This is a genomic window from Sorangium sp. So ce836, from assembly GCF_028553905.1.
In the GTDB taxonomy this organism is placed as follows: domain Bacteria; phylum Myxococcota_A; class Polyangia; order Polyangiales; family Polyangiaceae; genus Sorangium; species Sorangium cellulosum_D.
In genome coordinates this window covers 4,589,828-4,607,813 of record NZ_CP102233.1, presented here as the reverse complement: position 1 = coordinate 4,607,813, position 17,986 = coordinate 4,589,828, and the positions used below count along the sequence as shown (strand labels likewise).

12 protein-coding genes are annotated in these 17,986 nt (G+C 74.5%); 4 read left to right on the top strand and 8 right to left on the bottom strand.

Annotated elements, in window-relative coordinates; all coding sequences use genetic code 11:
- Positions 1-227: 227 nt before the first annotated feature.
- From NQZ70_RS16960 to NQZ70_RS16930, 7 genes are all read right to left on the bottom strand, one after another.
- Positions 228-1,109, bottom strand: a complete 882-nt coding sequence (locus tag NQZ70_RS16960) for a YhcG family protein (RefSeq protein WP_165374009.1) — start codon at positions 1,107-1,109, stop codon at positions 228-230.
- Positions 1,110-1,306: 197 nt separating this feature from the next.
- Complete coding sequence (locus NQZ70_RS16955; protein WP_129575133.1) at positions 1,307-2,374, bottom strand: hypothetical protein; 1,068 nt, start codon at positions 2,372-2,374, stop codon at positions 1,307-1,309.
- A gap of 37 nt (positions 2,375-2,411) precedes the next feature.
- Positions 2,412-2,927 carry a hypothetical protein gene (locus NQZ70_RS16950; RefSeq protein WP_129575132.1) on the bottom strand — a complete coding sequence of 172 codons (516 nt, stop codon included), beginning with the start codon at positions 2,925-2,927 and terminating at the stop codon, positions 2,412-2,414.
- 66 nt (positions 2,928-2,993) lie between these two features.
- A complete protein-coding gene (locus tag NQZ70_RS16945; RefSeq protein WP_129575131.1) occupies positions 2,994-4,613 on the bottom strand; it encodes a VCBS repeat-containing protein in 1,620 nt (539 codons plus the stop codon).
- 5 nt (positions 4,614-4,618) lie between these two features.
- Entirely contained in the window at positions 4,619-8,611 is a 3,993-nt protein-coding gene (locus NQZ70_RS16940) for a serine/threonine-protein kinase PknK (protein WP_129575130.1), read from the bottom strand.
- Positions 8,612-9,187: 576 nt separating this feature from the next.
- On the bottom strand, positions 9,188-10,597 hold the full coding sequence (locus NQZ70_RS16935; protein WP_129575129.1) for a sigma-54 dependent transcriptional regulator: 1,410 nt from the start codon (positions 10,595-10,597) through the stop codon (positions 9,188-9,190).
- A gap of 338 nt (positions 10,598-10,935) precedes the next feature.
- The gene (locus tag NQZ70_RS16930; protein WP_129575128.1) at positions 10,936-12,330 is read right to left on the bottom strand and encodes an SGNH/GDSL hydrolase family protein; all 1,395 of its coding nucleotides are present in this window, start codon (positions 12,328-12,330) and stop codon (positions 10,936-10,938) included.
- Between the two features lie 265 nt (positions 12,331-12,595).
- Here NQZ70_RS16930 and NQZ70_RS16925 point away from each other — a divergent pair, with 265 nt between their 5' ends.
- Genes NQZ70_RS16925 through NQZ70_RS16915 form a run of 3 tightly spaced genes read left to right on the top strand, consistent with a single transcriptional unit; the run spans position 12,596 to position 16,666 of the window.
- Entirely contained in the window at positions 12,596-14,251 is a 1,656-nt protein-coding gene (locus NQZ70_RS16925; RefSeq protein ID WP_272828548.1) for a sigma 54-interacting transcriptional regulator, read from the top strand.
- Complete coding sequence (locus NQZ70_RS16920; protein WP_237245372.1) at positions 14,248-15,786, top strand: serine/threonine-protein kinase; 1,539 nt, start codon at positions 14,248-14,250, stop codon at positions 15,784-15,786. The genes NQZ70_RS16925 and NQZ70_RS16920 overlap by 4 nt, the downstream gene beginning before the upstream one ends.
- 10 nt (positions 15,787-15,796) lie before the next feature.
- Positions 15,797-16,666, top strand: coding sequence for a hypothetical protein (locus NQZ70_RS16915; protein WP_129575127.1), 870 nt, complete (start codon positions 15,797-15,799; stop codon positions 16,664-16,666).
- Between the two features lie 46 nt (positions 16,667-16,712).
- Here NQZ70_RS16915 and NQZ70_RS16910 read toward each other — a convergent pair whose 3' ends face one another.
- A complete protein-coding gene (locus NQZ70_RS16910; protein WP_129575126.1) occupies positions 16,713-17,195 on the bottom strand; it encodes an SRPBCC domain-containing protein in 483 nt (160 codons plus the stop codon).
- Positions 17,196-17,391: 196 nt separating this feature from the next.
- Between NQZ70_RS16910 and NQZ70_RS16905 the strand changes: the two genes are divergently transcribed.
- Positions 17,392-17,715, top strand: a complete 324-nt coding sequence (locus NQZ70_RS16905) for a helix-turn-helix domain-containing protein (RefSeq protein WP_020735210.1) — start codon at positions 17,392-17,394, stop codon at positions 17,713-17,715.
- Positions 17,716-17,986: the final 271 nt, after the last annotated feature.

Here is a 17,986-nt window from a genome sequence, read left to right as displayed (position 1 = left end):
TGACGGCGCCGACCACGGCGCTCACCTGGACGAACTGCTTGATATTCTGCTGGATCTGCTCGTCGAGGATGCGGCGTTCCGTGACCACGATGATCGAGTCGAAGGCGTCCTCGTCGTCCCTCTTCACCGCGGCGAGAGGAGGTCGATCCGCCCGGTCATGGCGCGGACGATGTGGGATTCGAGGCCCTTCTCGCTGGTATCGATGGTCACGCGGTCTCCTCCTCGGCTCAGGTCGAAGGTTCACCCCCGCTCGTGATCGGCCGCGGTGGGGCGCCGATCTGCGCGCGCGCGTGGGCGATGGCCTCCAGGAGCTTCTTCTCGAGGAGCGCGCGCGGGGGCAGCTCCGTCAGGTAGCTCGCCACGCGGATCGAGCCCTCGCTGAGCTGGAGCAGCTCGATCTGCTCCTCGTTCTTGTCGGCGCAGAGGATGAGGCCGAGCGGCGGGTTCTCGTGGGGCTGGCGCTCATGCTTGTCGAGCCAGCGCAGGTAGAGCTCCATCTGCCCCTTGTCGCGGGCGTCGAAGCGGCCGAGCTTGAGCTCGACGGCCACGAGCGCCCGCAGCGAACGGTGGAAGAAGAGCAGGTCGAGGTAGTAATCCTCGGCGCCGATGCTCATCCGCTTCTGCCGCGCGATGAAGCTGAAGCCCTGTCCCAGCTCCAGGAGGAAGCCCTCCAGCTCCCGCAGGATGGCGCCCTCCAGCTCACGCTCGCCAAAAGAGGCGGGCAGACCGAGGAAGTCGAGGACATACGGGTCGCGGAAGATGAGGTCGGGCGTCATCCGGCCGCTCGCACCGAGCGCGGATAGGGCTTCCTGAACGACGGCCTCCGGGCGCTTCGCGATGGCGGTGCGCTCGAAGAGCATGCCGGCGATCTTCTCCTGGAGCGCCCGGGTGCTCCAGCCTTCGAGGCGGCAGAGCTCGACGTAGAAGCGGCGCTGGAGGGGATCGTCGAGGGCGATGATCTCCCGGAGATGGGTCCAGCTCAACTGTGCACGCAGCGCGTGCACAATCTCCGGGTCGGGGAAAACCTCAGCGAAGCGCAGCATGTGGTGGTGGTGAAGGTTGCGCTTGCCGAAGCCGCGGCCGTACTCGGCCGAGAGGGCGGCGGCCACGTCGGCGACGACCTGCTCGCCGTACGCGCCGCCCGGCCCTCGCCGACGACGTGCTCGCGAAGGCGGCGGCCCACCTGCCAGTACAGCCAGACGAGCTCGCTGTTGATGGCGGCCAGCCGAGACGGTCCTGCATACCGCATCTCGTTACCGAAGCCCCTGAGCCTTACGAAGACGCCCCGCCCCACCCGCCGCCTCGCTCACCCGAACAGCGCCACGTACGGCGTGATCCCGAGATACGCCTTCGCCTCCAGCGGCGCGTCCGGCCGATAGACCAGCTTGAGCATGACGCCCTGGCGCAGCCGCGTCGGCCACGCCCGGCCCGGCCAGGGCCGCGCGTCCGCCGGCCAGGCCAGGATCGCGTCACGCTTATCCGGCAAGCACGCGCCGAGCGCGACCAGCCGGTCGAGCGCCGTCGCCCAGCGGAGATCCACGACCGGAAACGAGATCTCCAGGCCCAGCATCGGCTCCACCGCCGCGCCGACGTCGAGGTGGAAGCCGACATGGCTCGTGAACGGAACCATGCTGTCGAGGAGCGCCTCGATGTCCGCGATCGATCCGGGCCAGTCGATCCGCGCCAGGTACGCCGGGACATCGGCCTTCGCCATCGCGACCACCAGGCGGACCGCGGCGCGCTCCCGCACGGCGAGCGGGGCCACGTGCATCGCGCGCCCGCTCGGCGGCAGCCGCGCGATGCACCGGAACAAGGCACCGTCGACGGCGGGCGGCGGGGGCTCTCCGAGCAGGAGCGCGAGCGCCCGCCGGATCACGCCCGCCTGCTCCGGAAGCGCGGCCCCGTCGCCCGTCCGGCCCACCTCCCCCGGCCGCGCCGGCGCGACGCCGCCCGGCACCGCGGGCTCGACGCAGGGAAACGGATACGGCGCCGGCACGGACGACGGCCCCCGCGCCCCGTCGTCAGGAAGGTCGAGCTCGAGCCAGAGCAGCGGGACGCCGCGGTAGAGCGGCGAGCCAGGGTCCGCCCACTCCGCGCAAAACGCGACGACCCGCGCCCACGCCGGCGTCGAGAGCAGGTCCAGCTCGGCGCGCCGCTGCACCAGCGCGCGATGCCCCCCCTCCGCCGCCGTCAGACAGACCAGCAGATCGACCCGCTCGGAGCCGCCGAGTCGGCACTCGACGGCAGCGCAGGAGGCCGCCGCGGGCAGGCCGACCGCCGCCGCCGCGAGCCGCGCGCGCGCCGCCGGGGAGACCAGCGCCGGCGGGAGCAGCGCCGCGCCCTCGGCCAAGAGCTCGCGCACCGGGACGATCACCCTGGCCCTCCCCGCGGGGCCGCGCCGCCCCGGCCGCTCACGCCGGCGTCTGGCGAGCGCGCTTCACGTCGAACGCCCTCGGCAGCGTGCTCTCGGCCCGCCGCGACTTCGCCTGCACGCCGTACGGGCCCGGGACCGCGTTGGCCAGGTTGAACCGCACATCCATCCTCGAGTTCATCCCCGTGACCACGTTCGAGACGACCCCGGAGATGACCGTCGTCCCCTGCACCAGCGAGCACGCCATCGTGCTCTCGAAATACGTGCCGTACACCACGGTCTTGACCTCTTGCCCGTGCACGCCGCTGTTCGGCTCGACGGCCGTGACGTGGAGCACCGGGCCGATCCAGTTGACCACCGGGTCCACCGACCGGATCGGCAGCGCCTCGACCTCCTGCGCGACCGCGTGGGCGATGCGCTTCGGATCGCGGGTCCGCAAGAGCGCCTTCTGCTCGTCCGAGAGGCCGGCTTGCGCCATGACGCGCTCCGGATCCTCGCTGAACGCGGCCTGCAGGTTGGGATCGCGCGCGAGATCGGCGATGAAGAACATCAACATGAGAACCGCTCCACGGCTAGGGTGATGGACGCGGCAAGGGCCCTGCGCCCACGGGCCGCCCGGCGCTCACCGGGACGACGTGCGATAATAGTAGATGTAATTCGATGTATCCCAGTTCGTCTCGACGATGTCCAGCTCCGTCGAGTACGAATAGCGGACCTCCACCTCGTCGCCGGGCCGGAGGCGCTGCGCGAACGAGATCCAGCTCCCGCCCGGGAGCGCGGCGACGTCGCGCCGCGCGACGGGCGCGCCGTTCCGGCGGATCTCGTCGATCTGCTCGATGATCGGGCGAGAGAGCGTGACCACGGCCTGCTCGCGCTGGATGCGGAACGTCTCGGTCGCCGACCGCAATGCCTCCCGGCCCAGGTCGGCGAGCGCGACGGTCTCCTGCACCGTCATCGTCGCCGACGACCAGACGGGCTCCCGGGTGAACCCGCCCCCCTGCCCGAGGTAGATCTGGAGCGGCGCGCCGAGCGCGCTCGGCGGCGGGGCCGGGCCCCAGCGGCCGGCGATCAGATCGAGCACGCCGTCGCCGTTCACGTCGGCCAGCGCGACGCCAGCCCCCCAGCCGGCGCTCGCCGACCTCCAGGTCGAGCCGCGCTGGAGCTCTGGCGCGTAGGCCTCGAATCGCGTCGAGCTCGCGCCCGCGCTCGCGCCCGCCGCCCCCCGCCCGGGCGCGCCCGAGAGCCGCGCGCTGCCAGCACCGAAGTCGCTGTACGAGACCACGAGCCCGGAGGAGGTGCCGAGTCGCCCCGCGTCCAGGAACATCGGATACTGGATGGACTCGCTCGCCGTCCAGGCCGGCTCCCGCGGGAGGGAGATGACGCCGCGATCCCGCAGCACGCCGCGGAAGATCGGCACGCCCGGCATCGCGACGGCGAGATCCAGGAGGCCGTCCCCGTCGATGTCGGCGAACTCCATGCCAAAGCTGTGATCGACCCTCGCGCTCTTCCAGGTCGGCAGCGGGGACAGCGCGCCGCCGACGTTTTCATAGATCCGCGCGGGGCCCGGCGCATACCCCTCCTCGAGCGCCACGGAGGCCGCGAGATCCAGATCCCCGTCGCCGTCCACGTCGCCGAGCGCGCAGCCGACGCTCGAGTACCCGTCCGCGCTGCGGTAGCCCGGCGTCGGCTCCAGCGCGCCGCCGCGGTTCTTGTACACCTTGACGTGCCCGAGCTTCACGGTGCCCGGCTCCCGCGGGCCGACGCTCACCGCGACATCGACCCAGCCGTCCCGATCGATGTCGCCCACGGCGAGCCCGGTGTTGTAGTCGGCGTCCGCCGACGACCAGCTGGGCTGCGGCGGGAAATGGCCCGTCCCATCGTTGTAATAGACGACGATCGGCTTTGTCTCCATGTCGTTGCCGTTCGCGACAACGATGTCCTTGAAGCCGTCGCCGTTGATGTCGGCCAGCCCCAGGCCCATCGAGTACTTCACCTTGTCGTCGTGGGCCGACCGCCAGCCCGGCTCCGTCGAATAGGGCAGCGGCCGGGCGACGAACGGCGAGAGCGCCTGCGCGTCCGATTGCACCGGCTCCGGCGGCGGGGCGAGGCCGGCCTGCGAGGTGCACCCCAGGGCCGCGGCGAGCGCGGGCCAGAGGGCCGCGGCCCTCGCCGGAGGAATCGAGGAGGCGCGCGCGGCGCGGGAGCGCCGAGGGTCCGTCGCGGTCGCCGAGGACGTCGCCATCGAGGTCAGCCTCCTGGGCCGCCGAAGCCCGGCAGGTAGAGCGCGGTCCAGCGATCCGGGCGGCGGATCCCCTGGCGGGCCATCGCCTCGTCGGCCTGCGCGACGAGCGCGCGCCCGGCGTCGCCGCCGAGCAGCTCCCCCCGGCCGCGGCGGGCGCAGGCGCCGTGGAGCGCCATGTCCACCGCGTCGAAGCCGCGCGCCGCGGCGCCGAGCTGCACGAGCGCCTCGCTCGGCCGGTCGCGGAGCCGCGCGACGCCCGCCCGGAGCAGCGCCGCGAGCGGGGCGCCGTCGCGCCGCACCTCGCGCTCGAGCCGGGCCGCGTCCGCCTCGGCCTCCCGGAGGAGCGGCTCCCGGCCGGAGCGCCGCGCCGCGGCCGCCGCGATCGCGGTCCGGGCGCGCAGGAGCAGCATGTCCATGCGGGCCGGCTGGACCCGCAGCTGCTGCGAGCGCTCGATGCCGCGCCACTCGGCGAGCAGCCGCGCGCGCGCCGCGTCGGCCTCGCCCTCGTACAGGTCCGCCAGGGTCTCGAGGCGCAGCGCGTAGAGGTGCTGCACGTGCATCGCCCCCCGCGCCCAGCGGGCGACCACCTCGCGCACGCACCGCCGCGCCTCGGCCGCGTCGTCCGCGGCGAGCAGCGGCACCGCGGACGCGATCGTCGCGGACACCGACGCGAACAGGTTGCCCACCGCCGTCGCGCTGCGGCGCCAGCTCGCCGTGCGCTCCGCGAGCTCCACGAACCGGCCGAGCGCCTCCAGCGCGACCAGGGCGCCGGCCTGCGCCAGGTTGCGCTCCATCTCGACGCCGACGCAGCGCTCCTCGAGCTGCCGCCGGGTGGCGTCGTAGTACTCGAGCGCCTCGCGCCACGCCCCGCGCACGAGGTGCGCCCCGCCGACGTAGATGCGGATGACGCTGCCGAGCCGGCCATCGCCGAGCCGCTCGGCGATCGCCTCGCCGCGCGCGAGCAGCCTCGACCCCTCCTCGATCGCCGACGGCGTCCCCTGGAACGCCGAGATGAGCCCGAAGGCGGAGAGGCCCAGCGCGACGCGGGACGGCTCGCCCGCATCGAGCGAGAGCAGCAGGCTGCGGAACAGGAACACCGTCGAGCGCAGCGGATCGACGTCGGTGAGCGCCTTGCTGACCGAGAGGCAGAGATCGATCCGCGTGAGCACCTCGGGCGGGATCTCGGCCGCGGCGCGCTCCTGGAACGCCTGGCCGCGCAGCCGGATGCGGGCGTAGAGCGCGGCCACGGTCAGGACCGCGCGCGCGGTCGTCGCCGGATAGCCGAGGCCGACCTCGGCGAGGAGCGGGACGAGCGCGGAGGTGCCCTCCTCGAGGTGGCCGCCGACGAGGTACTGCTCGGTGGCGCGCCGGCGCAGATCGAGCGCCACCGCGGGCGGCGCGCCCTCGGCCGCGGCGAGGAAGAGCGGCGCCGCGTCGCGGCAGCGCCCGGCGTTCGCGAGCGCGGTCGCGCGCCGGACCAGGAGATCGCGGCGCGCCTCGGGGGTGTCGCCGGGGCCGCCGCGCCCCCACGCGAGCGCCTGCGCGTAGAGCTCGGCCGCGCGGTCGAAGGCCAGCGCGGCGCTCGCCAGATCGGCCGCGGCGGCCGCGTGCCGCGCCGCCTCGAGGAGCTCCCCGGCGCCGTGGAAGTGGACCATGAGCGCCTGCGGATCGGCGCGCCCGGTCGCCTCGAACGCGCGCGCCAGCCGGGCGTGCCGGGCGGCGAGCGCCGCGGGATCGAGCGCGGCGAGGACGGCCTCGCGGATGCGATCGTGGGTGATCTCGAGGCGCGGGCCGCCGCGGGCCTCCGCGATCCGGACCAGGTTGGCGGCGCGGAGCGGGGTGAGGCACGAGAGCGCGTCCTCGCCGAGCTCCGCGGCCGCGAAGGCGACCTCCTGTTCGATCGGGCATCCGGCGACCGCGACGACCTCGATGAGCCGCCGGGCGCGCTCGGGCATTTCGTCGATCCTGCTCATGAGCACCCGCCGGAGGCTGATGTCGCCTCCCCCCCCAGACGGTGCGAGCGTGCCCCCGTCCCGGCTCGAGAGATACTGGATGAGCTCGCTCACCGACAAGGGGCTTCCCTCGGATTCCCGGGCGATCGCCTGGGCGCGCTCGAGGCGCGCGCCCGCGGCGGGCCCGAGCCGCTCGAGGGCCAGGCGCATCGCCTGCTCGTGCGAGAGCGGCTCGACCGTCACCTCGCGGAGCTCGACCGCGGCGCCGCGCCGGGCCGCGAGCCGCCGGAGCTCGCCGACGGGGGCGCAGCGCTCCGCCTCGTCGCTCCGGTAGCAGGCGATGAGCAGGAGCCGCGGCGCGTCCGGGGGCGAGAGCAGCTCGGCGAGCAGGCGCGCGCTGTCCGCGTCGCCCCACTGCAGGTCGTCGATGCAGATCGCGAGCGGCCGGCGCGCCGCGAGGCGGCGGAAGAGCTCCTTGAGCGCCTGGAACGCGCGCCAGCGCGCCTGCCGCGCGTCCGGCGCGGCCGCGGGCGCGGCGTCGGCCCCGGCGCCGTCGGCCCCGGCGCCGTCGGCCCCGGCGCCCGGGACGGCGCGGAGCGCGGGGAAGAGCCGGGCGAGCGCGTGGATGTCGTCCGGCAGGACGCTCGCCGACTCGGCGGGCGGCATGCGCCGGAGGTGCTCGCAGAGCGCGTCCACGAGGCTGTCGAGCGCCTTGTAGGGCACCGACTCGCGCTCGTGGCAGCGCCCGGCGAGCACGGTGGCGGCGCCGCGCTCGCGCAGCGCGCGCAGGAAGCTCGACGCGAGGGCGCTCTTGCCCATCCCGGACCGGCCGGCGACGAGCACGACCAGGGTGCGCCCGGCGGCGCTCTCGCGGAACCCGTCCTCCAGCGCGCCGAGCTCCCGCTCGCGCCCCACGAGCCGCTCGGCGCCCTCCGGCGGGGCGCGGAGCCACCGGACCGGGTGCGCCGCCCGCTCGCCGTGCAGGCGCAGCACGACCTCGGCGCTCGACGGCCGCGCGGCCGCGTCGCGCTGCAGGAGCGCCGCGCAGAGCTCGTCGAGGTCGCGCGGGACGCCGTCGACGAGGAGCGACGGCGGCATCGGCGTCGACCAGAGCTTGGCCGAGATCGTGTCGACCACCGAGCCCGCGAACGGGAGCGCGCCGGTGAGCGCCTCGTAGAGCATCACCCCGACGCTGTACCAGTCGCTGGCCTCCGTCTCGGGCGTCGAGGTGAGCCGCTCCGGCGGCATGTACGCCGGCGTGCCCACGAGGTCCTCGACGGTCGCCTCGCCCGGCGCCCTGGGCTTGAGCTCCTTGGCGATCCCGAAGTCGAGCAGCACCACGCGGCCGTCGCGCGTCACGAGGACGTTCGAGGGCTTGAGGTCGCGGTGGAGGATGTTGGCGGCGTGGAGCGCCGAGACCCCCTCGACGAGCTGCGCGAAGGCGGCCCGGAGCCGCCGCGTGTCGAGCGAGAAGGCCTGCCGGAGCGGGCGGGGCGGGCTGGACGTGCGCTCGGGCCAGCCGCCGTCGAGGCGCCGCGCCGGGGGCGCTGGGGACGCCAGCAGCGCCTGCGTCACGTCGTCCGGGCCCGCGACGCCGCCGCCGGCCGCGGCGCGCGCCGCGCAGGTGCCGTCGTCCGTCGGGAAGGGGCGCGCGGTGCTCGGCTCGAGCGACGCGCGGTCCACGAACGCGTCCGAGACGACCGTCTCCTGCTCGGCGCGCGCGCGGTGGCTGGGCAGCTGGACGCGCACGAAGCTGAGGAAGTCGATGCCGTCGACGAGCTCCATGGTGAAGCACCACGTCCCGCCGTCGGAGAGCAGCTCGTGCAAGGTGACCAGGTTCGGGTGCACGACGTCGGCGAGGCTGCGGAACTCCTGCTTGAAGCGGAGCAGCGCGCTCGGCTCGGACTGCTGGTAGAGGGCCTTGAGCGCGATCACGCAGCCGTAGCGCCGGTCGACGGCCTCGTAGACGGCGCCGAACCCGCCGGCGCCGAGCTGGCGCCGGATCTCGAAGCGCTCGCTGCGCTCGAAGGCGCGGAGGGGCGTCATGCGCGCCGCCCGGCGCGGAAGGCGGTCCGGCGGCGCGCGGCGCGGCCGGTGGGCGGGCGTTCAAAGCTCGAGATCTTCCACGGCACAGACCGTAGGATATAACAATGGCGTCGGCGCCATCACGCGACAGTGGCGTCGGCGGCCTCGTTGTTCGCCCGGGCACGCGGCGCGGGCGTTCAGGGAACCGGCATCTCGAGCGAAGGCGCGGCGGCGCTGCTCACGGCGACGGGTGAGCGAGCCGGCGTCGAGCGCGATCTCGCGATAGCCGTGGTCGTACCGGGACGCCCTCGGGGTGGTGGCCTAAATTGAACATGAAGGCGGGAAGGCGGGAAGAAAAGATCAATGATCTTCCAGCCTTCCCGCCTTCATGTGAATCACTCCGGGGCAATTAGGCCACCACCGCCCTCGGCCTGGAGCGCCGCGTAATGGGCGATGTGCGAAGGCCGCGAATCGTCGCCTCTATGGTTCGATTTTTCTCTTCGAAGGCTTGGCCCGCGAGCCGACGGAATCGTCGTGCGAAGGGGCACGGCCGGAAGCGTGTTCTGATAGAGAAAGATCGTCTGGGCGCGTCGGGTGCTAGCGCGGCCGAGGGATGCCGAGCCGCTGGCGGCGCTCCCAGAGGGCCTTGCGGCTGATGCCGAGGCGGCGGGCGATCTCGGTCTCGGTCAGCTCGTGCTGGTGCTCGAGGACGAAGCGGCGGAAATAGCCCTCGAGCGAGTCGGACCGGGGCTCGCTCTCGTGCGCGGCCGAGGAATGCGCCGCCGGCGCGGGCTGCGGCGCGTCGTCGAGCCCGAGCAGGCCCACCCCGATCTCGCTGCCCTCGGCGAGGACCATGGCGCGGTGGATGGCGTTCTCCAGCTCGCGGACGTTGCCCGGCCACGGGGCCGCCGCGATGGCGGCGCGCGCCTCCGGCGACAGCGCGAGCGGCCGCTGGCCCGTCGCCCGCGCGCGCCGCGTGAGCAGCGACTCCGCGATGCGGACCGAGTCGCCCGGCCGCTCGCGAAGCGGCGGCAGGCGGATCTCGAGGACCCGCAGGCGAAAGTAGAGATCGCTCAGGAAAGACCCCTCGCGCACCATCGCCACGAGATCCCGCTGGGTCGCCGCGATGAGGCGCACGTCGACGCGCCGGGCCTGCGCCGCGCCCACGCGCCGCACCTCGCCGGTCTGCAGGAAGCGGAGGAGCCGCGCCTGCACGCGCGCCGGCAGCTCGGCGATCTCGTCGAGCAGGAGCGTCCCTCCCTCCGCGGCCTCGCAGAGCCCCGCGCGCGCCGAGAGCGCGCCCGGGAAGGCGCCGCGCTCATAGCCGAAGAGCTCGCCCTCGATCAGCCCCTCGGGGATGGCCGCGCAGTGGACGCGCACGAACGAGAACTGCCGCCGCGGGCTGAGCCGGTGCACGGCGCGGGCGAGCGTCTCCTTGCCGGTGCCGCTCTCGCCGAGCACGAGCAGCGTCGCCTCGCTCGGCGCCACCTTGCGCACCCGCGCGAACACCTCGCGCATGGCCGCCGAGCCGCCGATCATGCCCTCGAGCTCCTCGTCGTCGGGCGCGGGCGGCATCGACGCCGGCGCGGGCGGCATCGACGCCGGCGCGGGCGGCATCGACGCCGGCGCGCTCTCCGCGGGCGCGCCCTGCGCGGCGCGCGCGCCGGCGAGGTGGTGGTCGACCAGGGCGACGAGCTCGGCGTGATCGAACGGCTTCGACAGGTAATCCGCGGCGCCGCGCTTCACCGCGTCGACGGCCGCCTTCACGGTCGCGTAGCTCGTCATGAGCACGACCGGCGCCCCGCCGCACCGGCCGACGAGCTCCGTGCCGGGCGCGCCGGGCAGGCGCACGTCGGCGAGCACCAGATCGAACGCGCGCAGATCGTGCGCCTCCTCGGCCTCGGCGATCGACCCCGCCTCGACGACGTCGTGCCCGTGGCGCGCGAGCAGCCGCCGGAGCTCCATCCGGATGACGACCTCGTCCTCGACCAGCAGGATCCGGCTCACGGCGCCACCTCGGGCCCGCCGGCGCGTGGACCGAGCCCGCCCGCCGCCACGAGCACGGGCGCACATTCCGTGGCGACGGCCTCCGCGTCGTGTCCTCCGCGCATGGGATGAAGGCTACTCAGGAGCGCAACGGATGAACATGTGTGGACGCACGACGCAACGCGTCAACACCGGCGCCCAGCGATCTGCTTTACCGATGGGGTGTCTACCCCCGTGGCCTCGATCGCAGCCCTCGGCGATCACCACGGCTCCCCGGCTCCCCGCCAGGGAAGCGGGGGTCTCGGCTGGGCGCGCGGGATGTCGCGCGCCCGGCCGTGCTCCCCCGTGCTCGGTTCGCGTTATTTGGTGAACAGCGAGAGGTCGACGGCGTCCGCCATCGCTTCGAGGCCAGTCGGGTTCAGGTGAAGCCCGTCATTCTCGAAGTCGAGGTCATCTTGCAGCTTGGCAGGATCGTTGGGGTCGACGACCGCCGGGTCCAGGTCGATGACCGCGTCGTACTCGCCGCTCGTGCGGATCCAGGTGTTGACCTTCTGACGGGCGGCCTCGTGCTCGGCGGAGTAGTACCCGTTGCCCTTGAACGGCAGGATGGGGATTCCGTAAACGAGCATCCCCTTGTCGTGCGCCTTGTCGATGAAATCGCTATAGGCCTCGATCAGAGCGTCGGCGACGTTCGGCGCGCTGTCGTTGCCGATGTCGTTCACGCCGATGAAAATGACCGCCCAGCGAGCCCCGCGCTGGTCCAGGATGTCGCGCTGGTAGCGCAGCTTGGCGGTCGGCCCGAGCCCGCCGGCCAGCACGGTGCCCCCGCCGATCCCCAGGTTCAGCACGGCGACGTTCTCGGTCCCGGGATTGGCCCGCAACCGGCGAGACAGGAAGTCCGGCCAGCGCGTGTTCCCGTCCGTGACCGAGCCGCGGCCGTCCGTGATCGAGTCGCCGAGGATGGCGATCGCCGCGGCCGAGGGATCGGCCATAACGTCGAGGCCCGTGATGTAGTACCAGTGCGCGGTGCTCACCGGCGACGTCAGCGTCGGCGACGAGACCCCATCGCCGGTCTGGATGTACGAGTTCGTCCGTGAGCCCGGGTGCCCGGTGATCCCGCTCGGGACGGCGCCGAACCGGATGGTCACCGCGAGCTTGCTGTTGGGCTTGAGGTTGTAATCGATCGGATCGGAGAAGACCGTCTTGCCCACCGGGATGGTCACCGAATCGGCGCCCATGAATTTCAGGGCCTTGTCGGTGTCCGCATTGATGCCGTCGGCGTTCGTCGAGTCCGCGATGTGCACGGAGCTCATCGTCACCGGCCCGTCGCCGAACTCGTTCGAGAGCAGCAGCCGCACGTTGCTGCCGCCGATCGAGGTGTAAATGACCTGGCGCAGGGTGTTGTTGGCGAGGCCAGGCGCGGGCGGGTTGTTGTTCGTCTCGGTCAGCTGCGGGCCGGTCGTCCAGGTGCCGACCCAGCGCCTCTCCCCGGAGCTGCCGCCGTCGCCGCCGCCGCCGCCCTCGCCCCCCGTGCCCCCGGCGCCGCCGGTGGCGCCCGCTCCGCCTCCGCCAGCGTCGTTGCCGCCGCCGCCGCCGGTGCCGGAAGCCTCCGACCCGCTGGAGCTCGTCGCAGCCCCGGAGCCTCCCGAGCCGCTCGTCGCGCTCGACCCGGTGCTCGTCGCATCGGATCCGGGCGAATCATCGCCGCAGCTGGTGATCGATAGAAACAGCAGTGCGTAAAGAATTTTCCGCATGGTCCTCATCCGACGCTATTCCCCTACAAGTGGCGCCCACGGTGCCACACGCAGGGCCCGAGTGACACCATGTTTCATCGCCGGGCGAGCGCGCTGGAGCCTCGATCCGCGGCATCGCGTTACGATCGGTAACACCGGGGCGGGCGCGCGTTACGCTCCGTAGCATCCGGTCACGCCGGAAACCCACCGTGTTCGCGGACCGGGCGCGCGCGGCCGCGCCGCGGCGCCGCGTGACGCCGGCGCGGAGGCCTGCTGAGATGGGGGCATGCCCCCGTGGAACGACGACGACGCCGCCTCCACCGAGCTCGTGCCCGGGCCGATGCGCCCCGCCGCGGCCGCGGCCGAGAGCTTCGCCCTCTCCGTCATGGCGGGCCCGGACGAGGGCCTCCGGTTCACCGTGGCGCCGGGGCTGCCCGCCCGCGTGCTCGCCGGCACCAGCCCGGCCTGCGACATCACCCTCACCGACCGGCTCGTCTCGCGCCGCCACGCCGCCTTCGAGCTCGCCGGCGCCCGGCTGCGCGTCACCGACCTCGGCTCGACCAACGGCACCTTCGTCCAGGGGATCCGCGTCGGCGACGCGTATCTCCAGGGCAGCGAGCTCGTCCGCATCGGCGAGACCGTGCTCCGCGTCGAGGCGCTCGGCGTCACGCAGGCGGCCGAGCTGTCGCGCGCCGTGCGCTTCGGCAAGCTCGTCGGCGCCAGCGAGGAGATGCGGCGGCTCTACCCGCTCTGCGAGCGCCTCGCGGCCTCGAGCGTCCCCGTCGTCATCGAGGGCGAGACCGGGACCGGCAAGGAGGTGCTCGCCGAGGCGATCCACGAGCAGGGGTCGCGCGCCGCCGGGCCGTTCGTGGTCTTCGACTGCACCGCGGTGCCGCCGACGCTCGTCGAGTCGGCGCTCTTCGGGCACGAGCGCGGCGCCTTCACCGGCGCGAACGAGACCCGCCGCGGCGTCTTCGAGGAGGCGCACGGCGGCACGCTGCTGCTCGACGAGATCGGCGATCTCGATCTCGGCCTGCAGGCGAAGCTGCTCCGCGCCATCCAGCGCTCGGAGGTGCAGCGCGTCGGCTCGAACCGGTGGATCCGCGTCGACATCCGGGTGCTCGCGGCGACGCGGCGCGATCTGGAGCGCGAGATCCAGGCGGGGCGGTTCCGGGACGATCTGTTCTTCCGGCTCGCGGTGGCGCGGATCGAGCTGCCGCCGCTGCGCAAGCGGCGGGGGGACGTCACGGTGCTCGCGCACCACTTCTGGCGGCAGCTCGCGGATCGCGGCGCGCCGTTCCCCCAGGGGTTCGCCGAGCGGCTCGAGGACTACGACTGGCCGGGCAACGTGCGCGAGCTCTACAACGCCGTGGCGCGCCGGGTGGCGCTCGGCGAGGCCGCGCCGATCGAGACAAGCCGGGCCGGGCTGGCCTCTCCGGGCGCGCCGGCCCCGCCCTCCGGGCCCGCGTCGGCGCCCCAGGCCGCCCCGGCGACCGGGCCCGCGTCGGCGCCCCAGGCCCGCGTCGGTGCCCCAGCCGGCCGCGTCGACCGGGCCCGCCTCCTCGGCGCTGCCGCCGGCCACGCCCGCGCCGCCGGCCTCGGCGGGCGCCGGGGCCGGCGAGGGGGCCGAGGCTGCGACATCCAACGACATCATCGAGGAGATCCTCGCGCTCGACCTGCCCCTGCCGCGCGCGCGGGAGCGGATCGTCGAGCACTTAGAGCGGCGGTACGTGCAGCGCGTGCTCGCGCAGCACGGGGGCAACGTCCGGAGCGCGGCGGCCGCGTCGGGCCTCGCGCGGCGGTACTTCCAGCTCCTGCGCGCGCGGCGGTCCACCTGAAGAGGCCGCGCGCGGCGCTCCGGGGCAAGGCGCCGCGCGCGCGGCGGTCCGGCGGACATGCCGCCGCGGCATCCGCCGCGGGCGTGTTATCGTCGCCCCGATGATGCGGGCCCAGGGCGGCGCGTCGGCTGTCGTCCGCTACCTGCTCTTCGACGAGATCGGGGCCGGCGGCATGGCCACGGTGCACCTCGGGCGCCAGCACGGCTCGGCCGGGTTCCGGCGGACGGTGGCGGTCAAGCGGCTCTACCCGCAGTTCGTCCGGGATCCCGAGCTCGTGGCCATGCTCCTCGACGAGGCGCGCGTCGCGGCCCGGATCCGGCACCCGAACGTGGTCGCGACGATCGACGTGGTGTCGAGCGGCGGCGAGGTGCTGCTCGTGATGGAGTACGTGCACGGCGAGTCGCTGGCGCGGCTGCTGCGCGCCGCGACGAAGGACGGCGGCGCGCCCCCGCCGCGCATCGCCTGCGCGGTGCTCGCCGGCGCGCTCCACGGCCTGCACGCGGCGCACGAGGCGACCGCGGAGGACGGCGCCCCGCTCGGCCTCGTGCACCGCGACGTGTCGCCGCACAACCTGCTCGTCGGCGAGGACGGGGTGGCGCGCGTGCTCGACTTCGGCGTGGCGAAGTCGGCCGGGCGCGCGCAGATCACGCGCGACGGGCAGCTCAAGGGCAAGCTGGCGTATATGTCGCCCGAGCAGATCGCGGGCGAGCCGCTCGACAGGCGCGCGGACGTGTACGCGGCCGGGGTGGTGCTGTGGGAGACGCTGACGGGCGAGCGCCTGTTCGAGGGGCGCGGCGAGGCGCTCTCGATCCTGCGGCTCTTGCAGGCGGGCGTGGATCCGCCGAGCGCCCGCCGGCCCGGGGTGCCGCCGGAGCTGGAGGCGATCACGCTGCGCGCGCTCGCGCGTTGCCCCGAGGACCGGTTCCCGACGGCGCGCGAGATGGCGCTCGCGCTGGAGGCGACGGGCCTCGCGGCGTCGACCTCGGAGGTGGGCGCGTGGGTGGCGTCGCTCGCGGGCGAGGCGCTCTCGCGGCGCGCGGCGCTGATCGCCGCGCTCGAGCCGGCGGCGGCCACGCCGAGCACGGCGCCGGAGCTCGGGGCGGCCCTCGGGGCGACCGGGGCGGGCCCGGCGGAGGCGGCCGTGGCGAGCGCGCCGCAGCCGGCCGCCGCCAGCCCGGGCCGGCCGCGCTGGGGCGCGGTGGCGGCGGCGGGCGCGGCGCTCGCGATCGCCGCGGCGGCGATCGGGTTCGCGCGCGCCGAGGCGCCGCCGCGCGCCCGCGCGAGGGCCGGCGTCGCGGCGGCGGCGCGCGCGCGGGTCGCGGCGCGGCCGGCGGCGCTCGCGCACGGGGCGCCGCTCGCGGCCGGCGCGGGCGGCGCGGGCGCGCCGGATGCGTCGGCGACGCCCGCCGCGCCCACGGCGGCCGCCGCGGCGGCTGCGCCGGCCGCGCTCATGACGGCCGCCGCGACGGCTGCGCCCACGGCGGCCGCCGCGACGGCTGCGCCCGTCGCGCCCACCGCGAAGGCGGCCGGCGCGGGCGCGCGGCGGCTGCCGCGCCGCGAGCCCGCGCGCGACGGGTGCAATCCACCGTTCGTGATCGATGGCCAGGGCCACAAGCGCTACAAGCGCGAGTGCTTCTGATGGAGGCCGGATGAACCAGCGCACCTCTCGCCGCTTCCTCGTCGCCGCCGCCCTCTCGGCGCTCGCGTGCCTAGAGCCCGCCCGCGCTCGCGCCGGCGACGCCGAGGCGTGCTTCACGGCCTCGGAGGAGGGCCAGCGCCTGCGCGACGAGGGCCGGCTGCGCGAGGCGCGGGCGCGCTTCATCGCGTGCGGCGGCGCCGGCTGTCCGGATCTCGTCCAGTCGGACTGCGCGGGCTGGCTCACCGACGTCACGGCGCGCGTGCCGACGTTGATCCTGAGCGCCCAGGACGAGCAGGGCCACGACGTGGCCGACGCGCGGGTGACGATCGACGGCGCGCCGCTCGCCGCGCGGCTGGACGGCAAGGCCGTCGAGGTCGACCCGGGCGAGCACGTGCTCCGCTTCGAGCGCGCGGGCAGCGCTCCCGTGGCGCTGCGGCTCGTGGTGCGCGAGGGCGAGAAGCTGCGCCGCGTCTCGGCCCGCCTCGCGCGGCCGGGCGCGCCGGGAGCGGGCGCCGTCCCGCCCCGCGAGGACCGCGCCGCGTCGTCGCCCGCGAGCGCGCTCTTCCTGCCCATCGCGCTCGGCGGCGCCGCGGCCGTGAGCGGCGTCGTCTACGCGGCGCTCGGCCTGAGCGCGCGCGCCGACGCCGACCGCCTGCGGGCGACGTGCGCCCCGCGCTGCACGGAGGCGGACGTCGACGCCGTGCGCGCCAAGATCCTCGGCGCCAACATCGCGTTCGGCGTCGGCGTGGCGGCGCTCGGCGGCGCCGTGGCCGCGCTCGTCCTGCGCCGCGCCGAGCCCGCGGCGCCCGCCGCGGCCACCGCGGTGCACGTCGTCCCCTTGCGCGGCGGCGCCGCCGCCGCGCTCGGCGGCCGGTTCTGAGGCGCCAGGCTCGCCGCGGGCCAGGGGCCGCGGCCGGGCTTCCCGCTCAGAACGAGCCCTCGCGCAGGTTGATGCCGTGCTCGAGGTACGCCTTCAGGCAGCAGGCCATGTGCATCCAGCCCTGACAGTTGCCGTAAGAGGACTGCAATCCCTGCTCGGTCTCCTTCCAGCCCGACTCGGCGATCCGGACCATCGTCGAGCTCGGGCCCAGGGCCTCGAAGTGCATCTCGACCCGCGTGTTGTAGGGCAGCGCGTTCACCGGCTTCCCGTCGCCGCCGTCGCCGGGCTCGCTGGCCGCCCACTCGAAGGCGATGAGCTTGTCGGCGATGACCTGCTTGACGTAGACCGGGAACGGCTTGCCGCCGTCGAAATCGGCGAAGCTCCACATCACGGTCTTCCCTTCGTCGAGCGGGCCGCTCGCGCCGCCCGTCGTGAAATACCCGCTGAGCTTCTTCGGGTTGTAGACCGCATCGAAGACCTCGTGGACGGGCTTCTGAACCTTCGTCTGCACCTGAAACTTGAGCTCCATGACGCCTCCTTGTCGCGGCGATGCCTCGGCCGCGGACCGCGCATGACGCGCGGGTGCACCGGCGCGCCGGCGCGCGGGCACACCGAGGCGCCCGCGCCCGAAAACATCGGCGCGCGGACGCACCGGTGCGCCGCCCGTACGGACCCAGCTTCGCGCGGCGATTGACCGCCCCCTCATCATGTTATATTCTTATAACATGTCAAGCGCGGACCCGGACGACCTCGTCTTCAAGGCGCTGGCCGACGGTCGGCGGCGAGAGATCCTGGACCTGCTCAAGGACGGGCCGAAGACCACGGGCGAGCTCTGCGCTCATTTCGCCGACTGGGATCGCTGCACGGTGATGCAGCACCTCGGCGTGCTCGAGAAGGCCGAGCTGGTGATCGTCAAGCGCGAGGGGCGCCACCGCTGGAACTACCTGAACGTGCTGCCCGTCAAGCGGATCCACGACCGGTGGATCAGCCGCTACGCGTCCGCCGCGGTCGACCTGCTCGATCGGCTGAAGCGGGATCTGGAGACGTGACGCGGGGGCCCGGCGCGCGCGGCAGGCGCACGAGCCGCGGCCTGGCCGGCGGGGCTGGGGTCTTGGCGGGCCGGGCGCGGGGACGCGCCGGGCAGCCTCCAGGTTGAATTTCAATTCTCCCCGGAGGCTCCCGGCAGGTAATGGTCAGTTTTGACCCGCAGTGGTCAACATTGCCCGATGACCGTGGCGACTAGGGATCTCGCCGCGTAGGGTCGGCCGCCAGGAAGTGCAGCCCGCGGGTGTTACGAGCACCCCGGGCTGCGTGGCCGAA